This window comes from Pseudomonas sp. PD9R (assembly GCF_019200975.1).
Classification (GTDB): Bacteria; Pseudomonadota; Gammaproteobacteria; order Pseudomonadales; family Pseudomonadaceae; genus Aquipseudomonas.
The window spans coordinates 836,445-856,544 of the sequence record NZ_JAHTMR010000001.1 but is presented as its reverse complement, the minus strand read 5'-3'; the positions used below and the strand labels follow the sequence as shown (position 1 = coordinate 856,544).

The window sequence follows — 20,100 nt, the reverse complement described above, 5'->3', positions numbered from 1 at the left end:
AGCTCCTAAAGGTTTACTTTCGGAGTTCGCGCTTGAGGACTTTGCCGGCAGCGGAAAGCGGTAAAGCGTCACGGAATTCGATGCTTTTCGGGCACTTGTAGCCGGCAATGAATTCGCGGCAGTACAGGCGCAATTGCTCTGCATCGACCTCGGCGCCGGGCTTGCACACCACCACGGCATGCACCGCTTCGCCCCATCGCTCATGGGGGATGCCGATCACCGCCGCCAGTGCTACTGCCGGGTGTCGCGCAAGGGCGTTTTCGACTTCGGCCGAGTAAACATTTTCCCCACCGGTGACGATCATGTCCTTCAGACGATCGACGATGAACAGGTAACCCTGCTCGTCCATGTACGCTCCATCACCGGTGTACAACCAGCCATCGCGCAGCGCTTTGGCGGTTTCCTCGGGTTTGTTCCAGTAACCCTGCATGATGTTCGGCCCACGCACGATGATCTCGCCCACCGTACCGCGCGGCACTTCCTGGCCTTGCGGGTCGACAATCTTCACGTTGACCCCCAGCCCGCCACGACCTACAGAGCGCGACAAACCGCTTTTGCGTGCTTCTGGCGTGTGGTTCCACGGTAGATTGCTCGACACCACAGGGCAGGCTTCGGTCAGCCCGTAGGAATGAGAAAGCTCCAGGTCGGGAAGCCGCGCCAGCACTTGTTCGACCATCTCACCAGCGCTGGGCGATGCGCCGTAGGTCAGGCGTTTCAGGCTGCGCAGGTCATGCCTTTCAAAGTCCGGATCGGCCAACAGCGCGAGAATCATGGTCGGCACCAACAGCGTTTCGGTGATCCGCTCACGCTCGATCACCTGCAACACGGCTTGCGCGTCGAAACCGGAGACCACCACATGGCTTTCACCGGCCATGAACTGGATCAGCGCGCGGGCCATGCCAGCCACGTGGAACAGCGGTGCAACGTGCAGCAGCCGGCCGTCACGGATCGGCGGCATATCGACCATGCGCGGCATGCACGCCGACCACAGGTTCAAATGCGATTGCATGACACCCTTGGGAAAACCGGTGGTGCCGCCGGTGTACATGACGCAGGCCAGATCATCACCGCCACGACCCGCATCCTCGACCGGTACAGCCTGGGCGATCAGCTGTTCGTAATCGAGCATGCCCACCGGTGTTTGGTCCTCGCCGGCATAGATAAATCGTGGCGCATGGCGGGCCGTCTCGCGGATACCTTCGGCGAGCGAGGCGAAGTGTTCATCGACAATCAGAATATCGGTCGTGCAGTCGTCCAGCGAATAGACGATCTCCGGCACACTCCAGCGAATGTTGACTGGATTGAGCACGCCACCGCCCCACCAGACACCCATGATGTATTCCAGGTAACGGTCGGAGTTGAGGGCCAACATGCCGACCCGGTCACCGACTTCCATGCCCATGTTTTGTAGGGCACCCGCCAGACGAGCGACGCGTTCGCCGAACTGACGATAACTCTGGCGGCGCTCACCGAAGATCGTCGCCAGGTGATCCGGGTTCTGTTGCAGCGTGCGTTGCAGGCATTGAGTCATGTACATGGCGTCGCTCCTTTCCACCAGGTGAAGACACCGTTGGCCCGCAATACCAGGCGCTCGCCGACCTTCAACAGGCAGCTGGCGTTGATGAAAGATCCGCCGGTCTTGAGCACTTCCACATGCGCTTCGAGCCAGTCGCCTTCACGCACGGGGCCGAGGTAATCGACGTTCAAATTGATGGTGATCGCCGGTACCTGGGACACTGAAAGACGTCGCAGCACTACACCGAACGCACTATCGGCCACCGTGGCGAGAAACCCGCCATGGGCGATGCGTACATAGTTGAGATGATGCGGTTGGAGACGTACCGCAAGGATCGGCAGTTCTTCATGGACATAAAAATCACCGCAATTACGCAGGAAACCCGAGCGTTTCTCCAGGGCCAAAAAACCCTCGGGAATCGCCGCCTGCACCGCGTCGCTGTTCACTGCCGCCATCAGCTGACACCCCGATCCTTGCCCACCCAGTACGGCTCGCGCAGATCACGCTTGAGCACCTTGCCGGCGCCAGACAGCGGCAACGCGGCGCGGAACTCGACGCTTTTCGGGGTTTTGTAGCCAGCGATCTGGCGCCGGCAGTGCTCGATAATCTCTGCGCCAACGGCTTGGCTTTCAGGTTTGAGCACAATCACCGCGTGCACCGCTTCGCCCCATTGCTGGCAGGGAATGCCGATCACCGCGCAGGCCGCCACCGCCGGGTGACTGGCGATGGCGCTTTCGACTTCGCCGGAGTAAACGTTCTCGCCACCACTGACGATCATGTCCTTGAAACGGTCGACGATGTACAGGTAGCCGTCGTCGTCCATGTAGGCGCCATCGCCAGTGTGCATCCAGCCACCGCGAAGGGCCTGGGCGGTTTCTTCAGGTTTGTTCCAGTAACCAAGCATGATGTTTGGACCACGGACCAGCACTTCACCGACCGTACCGCGGGGTACTTCGTTGTCATGTTCGTCGACGATACGCAAGGTCACGCCCAGACCCGGGCGCCCTGCCGAACGCAGGCGGCCATTGGTGATGCCCTCGGCGCTGTGGTTTTGCGGGCCGTTGGCGGTAAGCGGCGGCGCGGCTTCGGTCATGCCGTAACCCTGGGTGAACTCGACGTTCGGCAAGGCTTTCAGGGCGAGATCCAGCAACGGCACGGCAATTGGCGAAGCCCCGTAGGTCAGGCTGCGCAAGCTGCCGAGATCATGGCTGGCGAAACCCGGATGCATGATCAGCGCTTGCAGCATGGTCGGTACGATCAGGATGTCGGTGATGCGCTCGCGTTCAATCGTTTGCATCACGTCCAGCACATCGAAGGCCGGAACGAAAATACTTGGCAAGCCGAGCAGCGAGATCAGGATCACCCGCGACAACGCCGCGAGATGGAACATCGGCGCGATGTGCAGGGTCAGCGCATCCGCCGGCACCGGCACATCGGCCGCACGGGCGACGGCCGCCGACCACAGGTTCATGTGCGACTGCATCACCCCCTTGGGCCGGCCCGTAGTGCCGCCGGTGTACATGATGCTGGCAAGGTCGTCACCACCACGGAAGGCATCGTCGACCGGCTCGGCGTCACGGATCAACTGCTCATAAGACAACATGCCCTCGGGAGCCGGGCCGTCGCCGACGTGGATCAGCAGTGGTCGTACTTTCGCCGAACTGGCGATGCCTTCGGCCATCGGCAAGAACGTGTCGTCGATCATCAGGATGCGGGTCTCGCAGTCATCCAGCGAGTAGACGATTTCCGGCACGCTCCAGCGAATGTTGACCGGATTGACCACACCACCGCCCCACCAGGTCGCCAGGTAATATTCGAGAAACCTGTCCGAGTTCAAACCCAGCAACCCAACGCGGTCACCGGTCTGCATGCCCAGGCGCTGCAAGGCGCCGGCGAGACGCGCTACCCGGTCGGCCAACTGCGTATAGGTGTGGCGCCGTTCGCGAAAGACCGTCGCCAGGGCGTGAGGTCGTTGCTGCAATACACGGTGCAGTCCTTGGGTCAGATACATGGGGCTTTCCTGTGAATTATTGTTGTCAGGCAGAGGCGAAGGTGTGGCGCGACGTCAGGCGCCGGTGTATTTGGGCAGGCGCTTCTCGGCAATCGCCATGCGCCCTTCGGCGTGATCCTTGCTGTCGCGCAGCAATCCCCATAGAAGATGGGCCTGGGTAACGAAATCCCGGGGTGTCAGGTGGGCGGTCTGCACCGCCAGGCGCTTGATCGACTGCACTGCCAGCGGGCCGTTGGCAGCAATACGCTCCGCGAGATTCAGGGCTGCCGACAGGAGCCGGTCCTGCGGCAAGAGGTCGATGATCAGGCCGATATGCAAGGCTTCCTGCGCGCTGATCGGTTCTCCCGTCAGGGCTATTTTCATGGCGTGGGCTGCTGGAACGGCGCGCAGCAGGTATTGCACGCCACCGGCGGCCGGGATGCTCGCATCGCGCACTTCAGGCAAACCGAATGTGGCGCTGACCGAAGCGATACGCAGGTCGCATTGCAACGCCAGTTCCAGGCCACCCCCCAGGCAAGCGCCATTGACGGCGGCGATGACGGGCTTCCAGATCTCCAGATCGCTTAGGTCGAACAGCCGTGTATAGCCGCCCTCCTCGGCTTCGGTTTCGCGGCTTTTCATGGACCCGGCGACGAAGCCGCAGGCTGGCAGCAACGACTCCTTGGGGCTTGCGCCACAGCAAAACGCCCGTTCACCGGCGCCGGTGAGCACAATAACCCGCACCTGCTCGTCATCCTGGCAAGCCACCAGCGTCTTGCGCAGGTGCATCAGGTCGCTGACGTTCAGCGCATTGTTCGACGGTTGCGCATCGAGCGTGATGAGTGCCACGTGATCGATGATCTTGAACTGAATGGCCATGGGCTAACTCCTGCGCTGCGCAATTTTTATGTTGTTTTTAGGGGGTAGCGATCAGGCGTTGAAACCCAGGCCCAATTCACGCAGGCGCTCGATGGCCAGGCTGTCAAAGCCCCAGTCGTGCAGTGCGTCGTGGCCATGTTCGCCGCGCTGAGGCGCCGGTCGCGGTTGCGCGGAAGGTGTGCCGAGGAAACGCGGGGCCGGAACCGGCTGAACGACGCCGTCGACCTCGATGAAACTGCCACGCGCACGGCTGTGGGGATGCTCGGCGGCTTCGGCGAAACCCAAAACCGGCACGACACAGGCGTCGCTGCTGGCGAAGGCGTCAGCCCATTGCTCACGGGTACGGCTGAGAAAGGCCGCCGTAAAGGCTTCACGCAGGCGCGGCCAGCCGGATCGATCGTGTTGAAGGGGAAGATCCGAATTGACCAGTCCGAGGATTTCCAGCATTTCGCCGTAAAAACGCGATTCAATCGGCCCGATCGACATGTGCTGCCCATCGAGGGTTTCATAGGTGTCGTACCACGGTGCGCCGCCATCCAGCAGGTTGCTGCCGCGCTGTTCATTCCAGTGGCCACCGGCCAACAGCCCCCAGATCACCGAACCCAACTGCGCCGCGCCCTCGGCCATGGCGGCGTCAACCACTTGACCGGCTCCGCCACGCTGTACGTTCACCAGCGCCGCCAGCACGCCCATCGCCAGCAACATGCCGCCACCGCCGTAATCGCCCACCAGATTCAGCGGTGGCACTGGCCGACCACCCGCCGGGCCGATACCGGACAGCACGCCCGACAAGGCGATGTAATTGAGGTCATGGCCAGCGCGTTCGGCCATCGGCCCGGTCTGGCCCCAGCCGGTCATTCGGGCGTAGACCAAACGCGGATTGCGCGCCAGGGCCACGTCAGGCCCAAGGCCCAGGCGCTCCATGGTGCCGGGGCGAAAGCCTTCGATCAGGATGTCGGCACGCTCGATCAGTTCCAGCGCGGCGGCAACACTTTCCGGGCGTTTCAGATCGAGAGTGACCGAGCGCCGATTGCGCCCGGTGATGTCGGCACGCTTGCCCTCGAACTTCGGGCCGAGGTCGCTCGCTGCCACCGGGCGGTCGATCCGCACCACGTCGGCGCCCATGTCCGCCAGCAGCATCGTGCCAAAAGGCGCCGGGCCGATTGCCTCAAACTCCACCACTCGAATGCCGCTCAGTACACCCATTACCGCCGCTCCATTGTTCTGACGGAGCGCCAGGCAGCACCCCTATTTTGTGCGGTCCAGTTAATCAAGCCCTTAACCTGCGACCACCACCCACATCGGGTGGCGGATGCCAAACACCCAGCCATGACTTGCCGTCCGTGCGTTACACTCGATTGGATTCAATGCACTCCCATAACAAAAAAGATTCGGACAGCCCCATGGACAAACCCCGCAAGTCCAAAACACCGGACACGCCCGCCAGTCAGGCCCTAAATCCGACTCAGTCGCCGATTGTCAGTACCAAACTGATCCCGCCACGCAGTGCCGGGCGCCTGATTTCCCGCGAACGGTTGCAGGACCAGATGCTCAAGGCACGCCGCCAGCGCTGCATTGTGCTCAAGGGCCCGGCAGGCTGCGGCAAGACCTCGACGCTGATCGCCTGGCGACAGGCGCTTTTACCACTGGGTTTCGATGTGGCCTGGTTGACACTGTCTGCCGACGACAACGAACTGACGCGATTTCTCGACTACTTGCTGGCCAGCCTCGGCCAGATCGACCCGAACATCGTCCACGAAGCGACCCAGCTGGAAGGTCGGGGTATCGACAGTGAAGCGGTGGAACGCGCGGTCATCACCCTGGTGCGCAGCATTGCCAGCCGTTCCCGCGAACTGGTGCTGGTACTCGACGACTTGCACCACCTGACCGACGTGGGCATTCATCAGGCCCTGCAATGGCTGATCGATTACGCACCGCCCAACCTGCACCTGGCGCTGGTATCACGCAGTGCCGTGCCATTGTCCCTGGCGCGCTTGCGCAGTCAGGACCTGGTGCTGGAGCTGAACTTGCGCGATCTGCGCTTTACGCCGGTTGAGTCCGAAGCGTTTCTCAAGGCGCAGTTGGGCGATATCGATGCCCTCGATGCCAGGCAGATGCATGAACTGACGGACGGCTGGGTGGCCGGGCTGCAGTTGCTGGCGGTCAGCCGCAAAAAAAATCGTCCGGCCCCGGCCGCAGGTACCGCGTCGGTGCAGACGCAGGTACGGGACGATCAGGCTTTCGCCCGTTTTTTCGAGGTCGAGGTGCTGTCCCATCTGTCGCCGACGGATCTGGATCTGATGCTGCTCATGGCCGTCTGCAACCGCTTTTGCGCTTCGTTATGCGCCGCGCTGACCGGCAATCCGGATGCGGTCGGCAGGGCCAACGCGCTGTTGACGCGTCTGGAACGGGACAACCTGTTCCTGATCCCGGTGGACAACGCCGAACGTGAAACCTGGTATCGCCTGCACCCGCTGTTACGCGAAACGCTGCTCAAGTATTTCGATTCGCGCAGCACGGCCGAACAACAGGTGGTGCACGCACGGGCGTGGGCCTGGTTCCGCGACCACAACCATCTGGATGAGGCGGTTCATCACGCCGTGATGGCCGGCGATCCTGATTCGGCCGCCGACCTGGTTGAGCAGCACGCCGAAGCGCTGTATGCCCATGGCGACCTGCGCATGTTGATCGAATTGGTTCGACTGCTGCCGGTCGAGCAAGTACAGGCACGGGTCAAACTGCGCATCCTCAAGGCCCGGATGCAACTCTATGCGCGGGACTTCACGGCCTGCGCCACCAGTCTCGATCAACTGTTCGACGACGTCCCCGAGAGTGACGTCCATGATCGTTTCATGATCGCACTGCTGCGTGCGTCTCTGGCGCTGCAACGCGATGACACTGATGCGGCGATGAGCGTTCTGCCACAACTGCTCAACCCGCCGCCAGGCAGCAACAGCGTTGCCATAGGCTCATGCGCCAATATCCTGTCCTGGCTGTACATGCACCGTGGCGAATATGAAAAGGCCCGTCAGGTGCAACTCGATCGTCCTGCGCTGCTGATCAATGGCGAACCTCTCCTGGGAACAACGGCCGGCAGTCTTCAAGGGCGCTGCATGATCGGCTTGAGCCACGCCCTCGAAGGCCAGATGAAACAGGCCGAAAGGGTGTACCGCGACGTGCTGCACGAAGCCACTCACTGCGGCAAGGCCGGGACCGACGCGACGTACCTTTCCGCGGCCCTGTTGGGTGAGGTGCTGTACGAAACCAACGAGGTCGACGCGGCGTTCAAATTGCTGTCGGACTGGATCGATATTCTGGAGAGGATCTCGATCCCGGATTCAGTGCTGCGCGTTCTGCAGGTGCTGTGGAATGTGCAATGGCTGGCGGGCAACCACCAGGAGGCACTGGCGTTTGTCGAACGGCTTGACGAGTACGCGATCAAACTTGGCCTTGATCGCCTGCAAGCCTATTGCCTGACCTGGCAGGTCTGGTGGCTATTGATGCTCGGTGAGACGACAAAGGCGCAAGCCAAACTGGCGCGTCTGGAAACCATCGACGCTCGCCACCCGGATGCCGGGCAAAGTGCGCTCAAGGAAATCTACATCCTGACCGAGAATGCGCGAGCGCGTTTACAACTGTTCCAGGGTGATCTGGACGGCGCTTTGAAGCGCATTGAACAACTGATCGAAACCTGTGAACGGCACCGCCGCCAACTCGGCACCGTGCGGCTGCTGGTAGTGAGTGCGGTGATCGAAACTCAGCGCGGCAATACGGACGCTGCGCGTGAACATGTCATGGAAGCGCTGCGACGCGGGCAACGCTTCGGCTTGTTACGCACGTTGCTCGACGCCCACCCCGACGCGATGGCGCTGATCGCAGACATCGCCAGCAAAACAGACCTGGACCCGGTTCTGGCGTTCTACGTCGAGCGCCTGCAGGCAGCCCGCATCACAGCACCCGTCGTGCAAAAGGACAAACCTTCCCCGGCCTCGACGGGCAAACCGCTCGCCGCCGGCATGGAGCCGTTGAGCGAACGTGAAATCGAAGTCGTGCGCTTGCTCGCCCAAGCCCTGCCCAACAAGAAAATCGCCCGAGCCCTGGGACTTTCCCCGGAAACCGTAAAATGGCACCTGAGCCATATCTACAGCAAACTCGGCGTCAGCAGCCGCGATGAAGCGGTGGCGCGAGTGCGTGATCTTGAATCCCGGGATGATGCCGACACCCGCCCATAAAACCCCAGGTTCGCTCCCACAATTCGATCAGGGTTCATCCGCCAGATCGCGTCAGTCGGTAATGGCAAGATCAACAGATCGCAGCCTGCGGCAGCTCCTACATAGACCCGCATTGTCCATGTAGGAGCTGCCGCAGGCTGCGATCTGTTGATCTTGATCGTGCTATTGATCTTCTTGTCCCTTCGAGGGCGTGCCGAGCCCTCGCGAGCAGGCTCGCCCCTACAGGGATTGCATCACTTCAATCAGCGATTTTTGCCCGTGCCACCCGCCTCGGGTGGCGTTCCGGCCATGCCCACAGGCCTATCGTAACCCTCAGTTCAAAGGCGCAACTCGCGCCTTGTGTCAGCGCCGTGTCCCCGCCGGCCCTGCGATCATTGAGGAGACTTGCGTGCATATCGCCCGAACCGTTTTTCGCGACGACCATGAAATGTTTCGCACCACCGTGCGCCGTTTTTTCGAACGTGAATGTCTGCCGCGCCAGGCTGCCTGGGATAAAGCTGGCCAGGTCGACCGCGAAACCTGGCTCAAGGCCGGCCGCGAAGGCTTGCTCGGCATCACCCTGCCCACCGAATACGGCGGTGGCGGTGGCGATTTCGGTCACTGCGCGGTGTTCAACGAAGAGTTCGCCCGGGCTGGCGTAAGCGGTGCCTATTTCGGCATGCACTCTGACGTCATTGCCCCTTACATCAACCGTTGCGGCAATGACGAACAGAAGCAAAAGTGGCTGCCAGGCATCTGCTCCGGCGAGATCATCCTGGCCATCGCCATGACCGAACCCGGCACCGGCAGCGACCTCAAGGCCGTACGCACCAGCGCTGTACGCGATGGTGACGAGTATGTGATCAACGGCAGCAAGACCTTCATCAGCAACGGCCTGACCGCCGACCTGGTGATCGTCGTCTGCAAGACCGACCCGGCCGCCGGCGCCAAAGGCATCAGCCTGATCGCCGTGGAAGCCAACCGCGCCGGCTTCAAGCACGGGCGCAAACTGGACAAGGTCGGCCAGCATGCGCAGGACACCGCCGAGCTGTTCTTCGACAACGTCCGTGTGCCGGTCGGCAACCGACTCGGCGAGGAAGGCCTGGGCTTCACCTACCTGATGGGTGAACTGCCGCAGGAACGCTTTTCCATCGCGGTGTCCGCCGCCGCCAAACTGGAACGCCTGCTGGAACAAACCATCGAGTACGTGAAGGACCGCAAAGCCTTCAACCAGACCGTGTGGGATTTCCAGAACAGCAAATTCAAGCTCGCCGACATCAAGGCCCAGGCCAGCGCCATGCGCGTGATGGTCGATTACTACCTGGGCGAGCACATGCGCCGACGCCTGACCCTCGAAGAAGCGGCAATCGCCAAGCTCTACACCACCGAAACCCTGTGGAAATGCATCGACGACATGGTCCAGCTGCACGGCGGCTACGGCTACATGATGGAGTACCCGATCGCCCGCGCCTTCGTCGACATGCGCGTCAATCGCATCTACGGCGGTACCAGTGAAGTCATGCGCGAAATGATCGCGCGCAAGCTCTGACCCTCAAAAACAAAAAAGGAAAAATACGATGAGCAATAAAGTGTTCGTTGCTGGCGTCGGCATGATCCAGTTCAAAAAACCGGGGACCAACGAGCCCTACGACGTCATGGGTGAACAGGCGATTCGCCAGGCCCTGGCCGATAGCGGGCTGCGCTTCAGCGACATTCAGCAGGCCTACGCCGGTTACGTTTATGGCGATTCAACCTGCGGCCAGAAAGCCCTGTACCGCGTGGGCATGACCGGCATTCCGTTGATCAACGTCAACAACAACTGCGCGACCGGTTCCAGCGCGCTGTTCCTCGCGCGTCAGGCCGTACAAAGCGGCGTGGTTGATTGCGCCCTGGCCTTTGGCTTCGAACAGATGAACCCCGGCGCACTGAAATCCGCCTGGAGCGACCGCGCACCGGCCACCGAGCGCGCCCTGGAGCTGGCCAACGAACTGATCGGCATGCCTGATTTGCCTAATGCCATCCGCCAGTTCGGCGGCGCTGGCTACGCGCACATGCAAAAGTACGGCACCCAACTGGAAACCTTCGCCAAGATCCGCGCCAAGGCCAGTCGTCATGCGGCCAACAACCCGTTGGCGGTGTTCCGCAACGTGGTCAACGTCGAAGAAGTCATGGCCGCGCCGATGTTGTGGGAAGGCGTGATGACCCGCCTGATGGCCTGCCCGCCGACCTGCGGCGCCGCCGCCACCATCGTGGTCTCTGAAGCCTTCGCGAAAAAACATGGCCTGCGCACGGATGTGCTGATCGCCGGCCAGGCGCTGACCACTGACCTGCCAAGTACCTACGACGCCAAGGACATGATCCGCGTAGTCGGTTTCGACATGACGCGCATGGCGGCAGATATCGCTTACAACCAGGCTGGCATTGGCCCGAAAGACATCGACGTGATCGAGCTACACGACTGCTTCGCGCAGAACGAACTGCTGACCTACGAAGGTCTGGGCTTGTGCGCCGAGGGCGCCGCTGAGCAACTGGTCAACGATGGCGACAACACCTACGGCGGCAAATGGGTGACCAACCCGTCCGGTGGCCTGCTCTCCAAAGGCCACCCGTTGGGTGCTACCGGTCTGGCCCAGTGCTACGAGCTGACCCACCAATTGCGCGGCACCGCCGAACAGCGCCAAGTGCAGAACGCGCGAATCGCAGTGCAGCACAACCTCGGCCTGGGCGGCGCCTGCGTGGTGACCGTGTTCCAGAAAAACTGACACGGCCGGCAATCACAGGAGCCATTCAGATGATCGACAAGAAGCATATTGGCAAACAGTTGCCCACCTTCCTCGCCACCGCCGAAGCCGGGCAACTGCGCTTCTTTGCCAAGGCCATCGGGGAAACCAATCCGGTTTATTTCAACGAGCAAGCGGCGCGTGACGCCGGTTATCCGGGCCTGCCGCTGCCGCTGACCTTTCTGTTCTCGCTGGAATTCCAGATCCCGTCGAACGCCTGGCGAGACGAGTTGGGCATCGTCCCTGCGCGCGTCCTGCACGGTGAAGAGTCGTTCCGTTACCACCGCATGGCTTATGCCGGTGACACCTTGCGCTTCGATGTGCGCATCGCCGACATCTACGACAAAAAAGGCGGTGCACTGGAATTTGTGGTGCGCGAAACCCGAGTCACCAATCAGCACGGTGAGCACGTCGCGGACCTGCGCAGCGTGCTTGTACAGCGCAATAGCTGAAGCGGAGAACACTGATGAACGCCATAAGCCTGGAAAAAATCAACGTCGGCGACACCTTGCCAACCCTGGCCCTGCCGCCGATCAACCGCACCACCCTGGCGCTGTTCGCCGGCGCGTCGGGTGATCACAACGCCATTCACATCGACACCGATTACGCACGCAAGGCCGGTATGACCGATGTGTTTGCCCACGGCATGTTGTCGATGGCCTATCTCGGCCGCCTGCTGACCCAGTGGGTCGATCAGCGTCAGTTGCGCGAGTTCGGTGTGCGCTTTCTGGGCATCACGCACCTGGGCCATCAGATCACCTGCAGCGGCACCGTCGTCGACCGTTTCGAGTTCGAGGGCGAACAACGCATCAAGGTCGAAGTGCGCACCACCAACCAATACGGCGAGACCAAGATTGTTGGTGACGCCGTGATCGCTCTGTAAACAAACCCAATAATTGAGGAGCAACACTCCATGGCAAAACTCGAAGGCAAAGTCGCACTGGTCACCGGTTCCGGTCGCGGCATCGGCCAGCAGATCGCCCTGAAACTGGCAAGCGAAGGCGCGCGCATCGTGATCAACGACCTTGACGCCGACCCGGCCCACGAGACCGCAGAACTGATTCGCAAGATGGGTGGCGAAGCCGCCGTGTGCCACGGCAACGTCAGCGCCCCGGACTTCGGTGACCGCTACATCAAGACCGCGATGGACAACTTTGGCGGCATCGACATCATCGTCAACAATGCTGGTTACACCTGGGATGACGTGATCCAGAAGATGACTGATGAGCAGTGGTACGCGATTCTCGACTGCCACATGACCGCACCGTTCCGCATCCTGCGTGCGGCTTACCCGATCATCAAGGCACAGGCCCAGGCCGATGCCGCAGCAGAGCGCGAAGTGTTCCGCAAAGTGGTCAACATCTCGTCGGTTTCGGCCCTGAAGGGCAACGCCGGGCAGATGAACTACTCGTCGGCCAAGGCCGGTGTGCTCGGCATGACCCGTGCGTTGGCGCGTGAATGGGGCCGGTTCAAGGTCAACGTCAACGCCGTGGCGTTCGGTTTCATCGAAACCCGCATGACCAGCGCCGACGCCCATGCTGGCGCCACCGTACAAATCGAAGGCCGTGACATCCGTGTCGGCATCAGCCCGGAAGCGGCCAAGTCGTTTGCCCAGCGCAACCCATTGGGTCGCCCGGGCACCGTGAAAGAAGCAGCGGACGCCGTGTACCTGTTCTGCTCGCCGGAATCGAACTACATCACCGCGCAAACCATCGCTGTCGCCGGCGACCTGCAATAAGCGAATTGTAGGAGCGAGCTTGCTCCGGGCGGCGTTCCGACGAGTAACTTGAGGACGTCGCGTTAAACCAGAAAGCACGCGTCATCGTTGACGTCCAACGCGAGCGAGCTCGCTCCTACAGGACCGCAGGATCACACCATGAACATGACTGAAATCAACATCCGCCTGGCCGCCATCAAACTGATCTCGCGGAACGGCTATGGAGCAATGAGCCTTCGCCAACTCGCGGCTGAAGCAGGTATCAACGCTTCGACGCTGTACATCTATTACAAAAGCAAAAACGAACTGCTGCTGGAACTGATTCTGGAATACTTTCAGGGCTTGTCTCGGGAATGGGCACGTTGCCGGCCAAAGAAAAATTCCACTGCCGATGTGAAACTGCTCGCCTTCATTGCTTGCCACGTGCGCTATCACCTGGAGCATCAGGACGAATCGCGGCTTGGCAATCTGGAATTCAGAAGTCTGGATAACGACGACCTGGAGTTGGTTCGTCAGGCTCGTCGCCTCTATCTGAAAGCCTTGCAGGAACTGCTCGAGCAAGGCGTCAAGGAGGGTTCGCTCAGTTGCGCCGAACCCAAACTGATGGCGCGCACACTGTTCAATATGCTCACCCACGCCTGTGTCTGGTACAGGGCCGACGGTCGCTGGGGTGTCGATGACCTCATCCGGCACTACTCGGATCTGGTGCTGAAAATGCTCGGTGCCGTGCCCATTCCAGCGACTCGGGTGCCCGTCCCGCGAACCGTCATAACCCGCCGCAGTGCACCGATGGAGATTCGTCCATGAGCGACCTCATGCAGCCCTTTTCCATGGCCGGCAAGACGGTTCTGGTGGCCGATGCCGCCACGCGGCTAGGCGCGCATTTTGCCCGCCTGATCAGCGGGGCGGGCGCGCGCGTAGCCCTCGGCGCGCAGCATCCATCGCAATTGGAGCAATTGGCCGCTGACCTGCGCTGGGACGGTGGCGAAGTCATGATTGTCAGCCTCGACAGCGCCCGGCGACCGAGCATCGAAGCCGCGCTGGAAGCCGTGCAGACGCACTTCGGCAGCGTCGACGTGTTGATCAACAACAGCGCCGAGCGTGAGCACATCGCCCTCAACAATCACATTGTCCATTGCACCAGCCTGCACATGATCAGGGCCGAGCGCGGTGGCAGCATCGTCAACATCGATCCGCCCCCGCGCCCCATTGTCGAGGCAAACCCTTGCCTGCGGCCCAACAGCAGCCTGATCCGGATGAGCCGTGCCATGGCCCAGTCACTGACGCCGCATCGTATTCGCGTCAACGTCATCGCCGCCGGCCGAGGCAAAGGTGCAGGCCTGCAAGAGCTCAACGGGCCTTTGTTGTTGCTGGCCAGCGGCGCGGGCGCCAGCGTGACCGGCGCGGTGTTGCATATCGACAGCCCTGGAATCTGAACTTTCGACATCACTGTAGTAGCTGCCGAAGGCTGCGATCTTTTGATCTTGCTCTTGATCTTTTGCGGCCGTGAAGAAAGAACAAGATCAAAAGATCGCAGCCTTCGGCAGTTCCTACAGGTAATGCGTGATTCTGCCACCTGATACGGGTGGTGGTTTGTCGTTGACGAGGCTTGAACATCGGCGCTGGTCGCTCTTCGCGACGCCCGTCAACAAGGAGCCAGTCAGATGACTCGCATTATAAAGTGGCTGCCGAAACTCGCCCTGGCGGCGACTACGGTCATGGCGCTTTCGGCAACCGCCGGGGCCGCCGAAAAACCCAACATTCTGGTGATCTTCGGCGATGACATCGGCCAAACCAACATCAGCGCCTATTCCATGGGCGTGGTCGGCTACAAGACGCCAAACATCGACCGCATTGCCCATGAGGGCATGCTTTTCACCGACTACTACGCGGAGAACAGTTGCACCGCCGGGCGTTCCTCGTTCATCACCGGTCAGTCGCCACTGCGCACCGGCCTGACCAAGGTCGGCGTACCAGGCGCCCCCATCGGCATTCAGAAGCGTGACATCACCATCGCCCAGGCACTCAAGTCCCAGGGTTACGCCACCGGCCAATTCGGCAAGAACCACTTGGGCGACAAGGATGAATACCTGCCAACCAACCATGGTTTCGACGAGTTCTTTGGCAACCTGTACCACCTCAATGCCGAAGAAGAACCCGAGCGCCCATACTGGCCCAAGGATGACCCGGACTTTGTCAAATCCAGGACGCCGCGCGGGGTGATCCATAGCTACGCCGATGGCAAGATCGAAGACACCGGCGCGCTGACCACCAAGCGCATGGAAACCATCGACGATGAAACCACGGCGGCCGCCCAATCCTTTATCGAGAAACAGGCCAAGGCCGACAAACCGTTCTTCGTCTGGATGAACACCACGCGCATGCACGTGTTCACCCACGTGCGCGATTCGATGAAGGGTCAGAGCGGTATGCCCGGCAACGAATATGCGGACGGCATGCTCGAACACGACGCCGACGTCGGCAAACTGCTGCAAACCCTCGACGACCTGAAAGTTGCCGACAACACCATCGTTGTCTACACCACCGACAACGGCCCGAACCAGTTCTCCTGGCCGGACGCGGCAACCACGCCGTTCCGTAACGAGAAAAATTCCAACTGGGAAGGCGCCTACCGTGTGCCGGCGATTGTTCGCTGGCCGGGCAAGATCAAGGCAGGTGAAGTGTCCAACGAGATGTTCTCGGGCATGGATTGGTTCCCGACGTTGCTGGCTGCCGCAGGTGACACCGGAGTCAAGGACAAACTTCTTAAAGGCTGGGCACCGACGTCGGGCGGCACTAACTTCAAGGTGCACCTGGACGGCTACAACCAGCTGCCGTACCTGACCGGGCATCAACCTAAAGGTGAACGTCGCGAGTTCTACTACTTCAACGACGACGGCGTGCTGGTTTCCATGCGTTTCGATAACTGGAAAGTGGTGTTCGCCGAGCAACGCGAGCCCGGTGGTTTTGCGGTGTGGAGCAGCCCATTCGTGCCGCTGCGAGTGCCGAAACTGTTCAACTTGCGAATGGACCCGTATGAGCGGGCAGACATCGTGTCTGACCAATATAACGACTGGCTCGTGAAAAACTCTTACCTGCTGGCAGCAGGCGTGGCCAAGGCTGCGAGATTCCTGCAGACCTTCATCGAATATCCACCTAGCCAGAAACCGGCCAGCTTCAGCATCGACCAGATCCGCGCGGCGGTAGATGCGAAAATCGAAGAGAAAAACAAAGCCCAGGCCAAACCGTAACAGGTGGTCGTCGCCTGCTTTGCAGTGGGCGACGGCTTTCGTTTGCGGCCCTACGGCTCCAGTTTCGCGGACTGTTTCCATGGCGAATGCTTGTCTGTCATAAATTGTCTCAGTTCCCTTAAATGAAAGGATTGAATTAGTCACTGCCTGGCGTTATTGATGACTTCTAATCAAATACAAGGAAGTCCGCCATGTCAGGCACAAATCACAACGCCCAAAGCGTTCATCAACCCCTCAACTCCAATGCCGGTAAACGCCTTGTCGCGGTTTCCTCGGAAATTGAATTGATTGCAGCGCGAGGCCCTAGCCCGTCAGATTTGTATCATCAGGAAGAATTCAACAATTATTCGAAATATGCCGAGCCGGCCCGAGCGGCAAATCGTAAGTGATCCACCCGCAACACACATGCGTTCCGTGTCCGAACGCAGGCCCATTGCAAGGACCGTACTGGCCTCTCGTTCCTCACCCGCGCCACGAAAAAAAGCCCTGATTATTCAGGGCTTTTTTGTGTCCGGCTGTTGACCGCGCCGCGTATGACGGTTACGCCAACAGCTGCCGATGCTGCTCGATGAACTGCGCTGGCGTCAGCAGCGCCTGACCGATGATGGCGGTGCCGGTGCTGTCGAGACCTTCCAGGCGTTTCTCGCGCTGGTCGATTTTCACTGCATTGAAGTGCACGGCGAACGCAGGATCGGAGTCCACGCCGAGCTGTTTGACGAAATCTTCGACGGACACTTGCTCATAACGCACTTCCTTGCCGAGGGTCTCGCTCAACAGGCCGGCCAGTTCCAGGTGGCTGTATTCGATCGGACCGTGCAACGGGTAAGCCTGGCCGCCATGGCCTTCCGGCTTGATCAGGATGTTGGCGACGATCAGCGCAATGTCACTGGCGGCAAGCGGCGCAAAGCGGCTATCGGCGTCAAACGGCGTAAGGTAACGACCCTCACGAATAAACGGCGCGATATAGAGCATCCACTGCGCGAAGAACGTCACCCGCAGGTGCGTAGCGGGAATGCCGGCCCAAGTGAAAATTTGCTCGGACATCCAGTGATTTAGCGTCGCCCGGCTACGAGCGTCGGGTCGCGACTGTTTGTGCGACATGTTGACGATGTGCTTCACGCCCTGCTCTCTGGCCGCCTGAGCGAACAGTGCCGCCGCTTCCACCAGGCCATCGCTCAGCGGATAGCAGAAGTAAGCACCGTCGACGCCTTCCATGGCCGGACGCAGCGATTTCAAATCCAGCAGGTTACCCACGCAGATCTCGGCCCCCAGGTCCTTCAGTTGCTGCGAACGCGCGTCTTCGCGACGAACCAACGCCTTCACCCGATGACCCTGTTCGAGCAAATATTTCACTGTGGGGGTGCCTGTATCGCCGGTCGAACCTGTAATTAAAAAGGTTTTCATTGCTTATCTCCAGTATCAAAAAACGAAGGTTGGAATTACTCGGTTCTCAGCAGGCCCGCAGGCACTACCGTATCGATTCGGCCGGTGGCCACGTCGTAGACCAGGCCTGTCACCGTGAAACCGCCGGGCAGGTTCGGATTGGCTTTCAACGCAGCTACATCAATCGCCACCGCTTTGTAGGGGTCATCGATTTCAAGCCGCGCCAGTTCTTCGGTGGCCACGCCCATGTGTTTTGCCAGCAAGTCAGGGGCGTGATGGAAGCAACCGGAAATGCCGCAATCGGTGTGGTGCAGGAGGATCAGGTTCCAGCCCTCGCCGACCTCCGAGCCGCCGACACGCGAAACCGTACGCAGGATGGCCATGGTTTCCAGCAGCGCCGGGTTGACCCGGCCACCGACGTTGCGGATGACCGCCGCTTCACCTGGAGCGAGCTGGAGCACATCCATGGGATCGACGCGGGGGTCGACGCAGCCAATAATCATGGTTTTTTGCGATGGAATGATCTTCAGGTCAGCAGAGAAGCCGTTGTCTGCGAACTGCGAATTACGTTGGGTCAGGGTCTGGAGAAAGTCCATAAATCACCTCAATCGTGTAAGGAGTCTGGAGGTCAACCGCGCTGCGGCAACCGGGTCGACATCATTGCCTGGAGCTTCTGCGGGTCAGCGGTGTAGGCCTGGTGAATGCTGCGTGTCTGGGCGCCGGCGATGACTTCATCGTTGGTCCCGACTTCGATTGCATCCAGTGCGTCGGTGACAACTTCAACCGGGCTGAGGCGGGGTTCCGGCAGCTTGGCGCCCATGTCTGTTTCGGTTTGCACCGCGAGAACGCCGACGACTTGTGTGCCCTGCCCACCCAACTCGGCGCGCAGACTGCGGGTCAGCGACAAGCCGGCCGCTTTGGACGCCGAGTAGGTCGCGGCCATCGGCAGACTGACCAGCGACAACATCGACAGCATGTTCAGGACCGCACCTCCGGACTTCGCCAATACCGGGGCAAAGGCGCGGGTCAGCGCTAGCGGGCCGAAGTAGTTCACCTCCATTTCCAGGCGCGCGTCTTCCATGTCCGGGGCCGAGATGGCGCCGTCGAACGCGGCATAACCGGCGTTGTTGATCAGCAGCGTGACATCGCTGGCAACGCTGGCCGCAGCGGCCACCTGATCGAGGTCAGTCACGTCGAGCGGCAGTGGCACCAGGCGACGGTCGCCGGACTTGAGCAGCTCAGACAACGATGCGGTATCGCGGGCGGCAACGTAGATCTTGGCGACGCCGCGCTTGAGCAGTTCTTCGACGAACGTGCGGCCGATACCGCGATTGGCACCGGTTACGAGGGCGATGGAGTTTTCGATTTTCATGCTGTGTTCCTCAATAAATAGAAAATTCAGGTGCGGACGCCGACTCGCTGTACACGAGCCGACGCCATCAAGGTCATTTGCCGTTGAGCGTGTCGGCATGCAGGCGGGCAAATTCGCCAACCGTCATCGAGCGGCGACCGGTGAGTGTTTCCACGTTGTTGTCAGCGCCAGACATGCGGCCGTTGTGGTAGTCCAGCATCGCGCCGCCAAGGTGTTGGACGACGTATTCCGGGACGCCCATTTCAGCGATGGACTGGGTGTACTCCTCAATCGGCAAGTCCTGGAAAACGATCTTGCGGCCCAACGCTTCGGAGAGTTCCGCAGCCATTTGTTCGTGATCCATTTCAACCGGCCCGGAGAGCGCAATGGTGGTGCCGATGTGGCCTTGCGGATCTTTCAGCAATGCCGCGATGGCCCGGCCCTGGTCGTCAGCAGCAATCGGCGAGTGACGACCCTTGCCCACCGGCATGCGCAACACACCGTTCTGCAGGAAAGGCAGCTGCCACGGATAGAGCAGCCATTCCAGGAAGTAAGTAGGACGCAGATGGATCACCGGCAGACCGGACCAGTTGAGAATCTCTTCAGCGATGTAAGTGTCGCGGCAAGAATCACTGCTGGATTCACGATTGGCCGAACGTTGCGAGAGGTTGATCACCGTCTTTACACCGGTCTCCCTGGCAGCCTGGGCGAAATTCACGGTGGCGTTGATCAGCCCCGGTTTCACCGGCCAGACCAGGTAGGCTGCCTCGACACCTTGCATGGCGTCACGCACGCTGTTGACGTCGAGCAAGTCGCCGACAACCACTTCGGCGCCCAGCGCTTTCAGTGCATCCGAGCGAGCATCCAGTTGATGGACCATGGCGCGGACGTCGAGGCCCAGTGCGATGGATTCACGAACTGCGGCGCGACCTGTGTCACCCGTGGCACCCGTAATCAAAATTTTCTTGGACATGAGATAGATCCTGAAGATTGGTAGTTGAGTTTCACGGCGTGAACCCTGC

At 60.6% G+C, this 20,100-nt stretch carries 19 protein-coding genes; 10 read left to right on the top strand and 9 right to left on the bottom strand.

The features are described 5' to 3' along the window. Positions 1-13 precede the first annotated feature (13 nt). From KUF73_RS03910 to KUF73_RS03890, 5 genes are read right to left on the bottom strand one after another with little or no spacing between them, the layout of a single operon-like run. Entirely contained in the window at positions 14-1,537 is a 1,524-nt protein-coding gene (locus KUF73_RS03910; RefSeq protein ID WP_218436716.1) for a long-chain-fatty-acid--CoA ligase, read from the bottom strand. Then, positions 1,528-1,971, bottom strand: coding sequence for a PaaI family thioesterase (locus KUF73_RS03905; protein WP_218436715.1), 444 nt, complete (start codon positions 1,969-1,971; stop codon positions 1,528-1,530). The genes KUF73_RS03910 and KUF73_RS03905 overlap by 10 nt, the downstream gene beginning before the upstream one ends. After that, a complete protein-coding gene (locus KUF73_RS03900) occupies positions 1,971-3,560 on the bottom strand; it encodes a long-chain fatty acid--CoA ligase (protein WP_256345382.1) in 1,590 nt (529 codons plus the stop codon). The genes KUF73_RS03905 and KUF73_RS03900 overlap by 1 nt, the downstream gene beginning before the upstream one ends. A 21-nt stretch (positions 3,561-3,581) precedes the next feature. Then, positions 3,582-4,385 carry an enoyl-CoA hydratase/isomerase family protein gene (locus tag KUF73_RS03895; protein WP_218436713.1) on the bottom strand — a complete coding sequence of 268 codons (804 nt, stop codon included), beginning with the start codon at positions 4,383-4,385 and terminating at the stop codon, positions 3,582-3,584. 51 nt (positions 4,386-4,436) lie between these two features. Further along, the gene (locus KUF73_RS03890; RefSeq protein ID WP_218436712.1) at positions 4,437-5,591 is read right to left on the bottom strand and encodes a CaiB/BaiF CoA-transferase family protein; all 1,155 of its coding nucleotides are present in this window, start codon (positions 5,589-5,591) and stop codon (positions 4,437-4,439) included. Positions 5,592-5,788: 197 nt separating this feature from the next. On the opposite strand from KUF73_RS03890, the gene KUF73_RS03885 reads away from it, so the two are divergent. The 10 genes from KUF73_RS03885 to KUF73_RS03840 all read left to right on the top strand — a co-directional run bounded on the left by KUF73_RS03885 (position 5,789) and on the right by KUF73_RS03840 (position 16,733). Next, positions 5,789-8,617, top strand: coding sequence for a LuxR C-terminal-related transcriptional regulator (locus KUF73_RS03885; RefSeq protein WP_218436711.1), 2,829 nt, complete (start codon positions 5,789-5,791; stop codon positions 8,615-8,617). 427 nt (positions 8,618-9,044) lie between these two features. Then, entirely contained in the window at positions 9,045-10,145 is a 1,101-nt protein-coding gene (locus KUF73_RS03880) for an acyl-CoA dehydrogenase family protein (RefSeq protein ID WP_256345381.1), read from the top strand. A 28-nt stretch (positions 10,146-10,173) separates the two neighbouring features. After that, complete coding sequence (locus KUF73_RS03875; RefSeq protein WP_218436709.1) at positions 10,174-11,358, top strand: lipid-transfer protein; 1,185 nt, start codon at positions 10,174-10,176, stop codon at positions 11,356-11,358. Between the two features lie 29 nt (positions 11,359-11,387). Next, complete coding sequence (locus tag KUF73_RS03870; protein WP_218436708.1) at positions 11,388-11,828, top strand: MaoC family dehydratase N-terminal domain-containing protein; 441 nt, start codon at positions 11,388-11,390, stop codon at positions 11,826-11,828. 14 nt (positions 11,829-11,842) lie between these two features. Further along, on the top strand, positions 11,843-12,259 hold the full coding sequence (locus KUF73_RS03865) for a MaoC family dehydratase (protein ID WP_218436707.1): 417 nt from the start codon (positions 11,843-11,845) through the stop codon (positions 12,257-12,259). Between the two features lie 30 nt (positions 12,260-12,289). Continuing rightward, the gene (locus KUF73_RS03860; protein WP_218436706.1) at positions 12,290-13,114 is read left to right on the top strand and encodes an SDR family NAD(P)-dependent oxidoreductase; all 825 of its coding nucleotides are present in this window, start codon (positions 12,290-12,292) and stop codon (positions 13,112-13,114) included. 138 nt (positions 13,115-13,252) lie between these two features. Further along, entirely contained in the window at positions 13,253-13,900 is a 648-nt protein-coding gene (locus KUF73_RS03855) for a TetR/AcrR family transcriptional regulator (protein WP_218436705.1), read from the top strand. Beyond that, positions 13,897-14,529, top strand: a complete 633-nt coding sequence (locus KUF73_RS03850) for an SDR family NAD(P)-dependent oxidoreductase (RefSeq protein WP_218436704.1) — start codon at positions 13,897-13,899, stop codon at positions 14,527-14,529. The genes KUF73_RS03855 and KUF73_RS03850 overlap by 4 nt, the downstream gene beginning before the upstream one ends. 228 nt (positions 14,530-14,757) lie before the next feature. Beyond that, complete coding sequence (locus tag KUF73_RS03845; protein WP_218436703.1) at positions 14,758-16,344, top strand: arylsulfatase; 1,587 nt, start codon at positions 14,758-14,760, stop codon at positions 16,342-16,344. A 191-nt stretch (positions 16,345-16,535) separates the two neighbouring features. Then, positions 16,536-16,733 (top strand): type III polyketide synthase, encoded by a 198-nt coding sequence (locus tag KUF73_RS03840; protein ID WP_218436702.1) that lies wholly within the window; start codon positions 16,536-16,538, stop codon positions 16,731-16,733. Between the two features lie 151 nt (positions 16,734-16,884). Here the strand turns inward: KUF73_RS03840 and KUF73_RS03835 are convergent, their stop codons facing one another. The 4 genes from KUF73_RS03835 to KUF73_RS03820 all read right to left on the bottom strand — a co-directional run bounded on the left by KUF73_RS03835 (position 16,885) and on the right by KUF73_RS03820 (position 20,051). Continuing rightward, positions 16,885-17,748 (bottom strand): NmrA family NAD(P)-binding protein, encoded by an 864-nt coding sequence (locus tag KUF73_RS03835; protein WP_218436701.1) that lies wholly within the window; start codon positions 17,746-17,748, stop codon positions 16,885-16,887. A 35-nt stretch (positions 17,749-17,783) separates the two neighbouring features. Next, complete coding sequence (locus KUF73_RS03830; protein ID WP_218436700.1) at positions 17,784-18,323, bottom strand: carbonic anhydrase; 540 nt, start codon at positions 18,321-18,323, stop codon at positions 17,784-17,786. Between the two features lie 32 nt (positions 18,324-18,355). Continuing rightward, positions 18,356-19,099 (bottom strand): SDR family NAD(P)-dependent oxidoreductase, encoded by a 744-nt coding sequence (locus tag KUF73_RS03825; RefSeq protein WP_218436699.1) that lies wholly within the window; start codon positions 19,097-19,099, stop codon positions 18,356-18,358. A gap of 73 nt (positions 19,100-19,172) precedes the next feature. Next, a complete protein-coding gene (locus KUF73_RS03820) occupies positions 19,173-20,051 on the bottom strand; it encodes an NmrA family NAD(P)-binding protein (protein ID WP_218436698.1) in 879 nt (292 codons plus the stop codon). Positions 20,052-20,100: the final 49 nt, after the last annotated feature.

What these genes read in the sequence shown, in the direction of transcription:
- KUF73_RS03910 (WP_218436716.1), bottom strand. Translation starts at nt 1,537, where the DNA reads ATGTACATGACTCAATGCCTGCAACGCACGCTGCAACAGAACCCGGAT.
- KUF73_RS03905 (WP_218436715.1), bottom strand. Translation starts at nt 1,971, where the DNA reads ATGGCGGCAGTGAACAGCGACGCGGTGCAGGCGGCGATTCCCGAGGGT.
- KUF73_RS03895 (WP_218436713.1), bottom strand. Translation starts at nt 4,385, where the DNA reads ATGGCCATTCAGTTCAAGATCATCGATCACGTGGCACTCATCACGCTC.
- KUF73_RS03890 (WP_218436712.1), bottom strand. Translation starts at nt 5,591, where the DNA reads ATGGGTGTACTGAGCGGCATTCGAGTGGTGGAGTTTGAGGCAATCGGC.
- KUF73_RS03885 (WP_218436711.1), top strand. Translation starts at nt 5,789, where the DNA reads ATGGACAAACCCCGCAAGTCCAAAACACCGGACACGCCCGCCAGTCAG.
- KUF73_RS03880 (WP_256345381.1), top strand. Translation starts at nt 9,045, where the DNA reads ATGTTTCGCACCACCGTGCGCCGTTTTTTCGAACGTGAATGTCTGCCG.
- KUF73_RS03875 (WP_218436709.1), top strand. Translation starts at nt 10,174, where the DNA reads ATGAGCAATAAAGTGTTCGTTGCTGGCGTCGGCATGATCCAGTTCAAA.
- KUF73_RS03870 (WP_218436708.1), top strand. Translation starts at nt 11,388, where the DNA reads ATGATCGACAAGAAGCATATTGGCAAACAGTTGCCCACCTTCCTCGCC.
- KUF73_RS03865 (WP_218436707.1), top strand. Translation starts at nt 11,843, where the DNA reads ATGAACGCCATAAGCCTGGAAAAAATCAACGTCGGCGACACCTTGCCA.
- KUF73_RS03860 (WP_218436706.1), top strand. Translation starts at nt 12,290, where the DNA reads ATGGCAAAACTCGAAGGCAAAGTCGCACTGGTCACCGGTTCCGGTCGC.
- KUF73_RS03855 (WP_218436705.1), top strand. Translation starts at nt 13,253, where the DNA reads ATGAACATGACTGAAATCAACATCCGCCTGGCCGCCATCAAACTGATC.
- KUF73_RS03850 (WP_218436704.1), top strand. Translation starts at nt 13,897, where the DNA reads ATGAGCGACCTCATGCAGCCCTTTTCCATGGCCGGCAAGACGGTTCTG.
- KUF73_RS03845 (WP_218436703.1), top strand. Translation starts at nt 14,758, where the DNA reads ATGACTCGCATTATAAAGTGGCTGCCGAAACTCGCCCTGGCGGCGACT.
- KUF73_RS03840 (WP_218436702.1), top strand. Translation starts at nt 16,536, where the DNA reads ATGTCAGGCACAAATCACAACGCCCAAAGCGTTCATCAACCCCTCAAC.
- KUF73_RS03835 (WP_218436701.1), bottom strand. Translation starts at nt 17,748, where the DNA reads ATGAAAACCTTTTTAATTACAGGTTCGACCGGCGATACAGGCACCCCC.
- KUF73_RS03830 (WP_218436700.1), bottom strand. Translation starts at nt 18,323, where the DNA reads ATGGACTTTCTCCAGACCCTGACCCAACGTAATTCGCAGTTCGCAGAC.
- KUF73_RS03825 (WP_218436699.1), bottom strand. Translation starts at nt 19,099, where the DNA reads ATGAAAATCGAAAACTCCATCGCCCTCGTAACCGGTGCCAATCGCGGT.
- KUF73_RS03820 (WP_218436698.1), bottom strand. Translation starts at nt 20,051, where the DNA reads ATGTCCAAGAAAATTTTGATTACGGGTGCCACGGGTGACACAGGTCGC.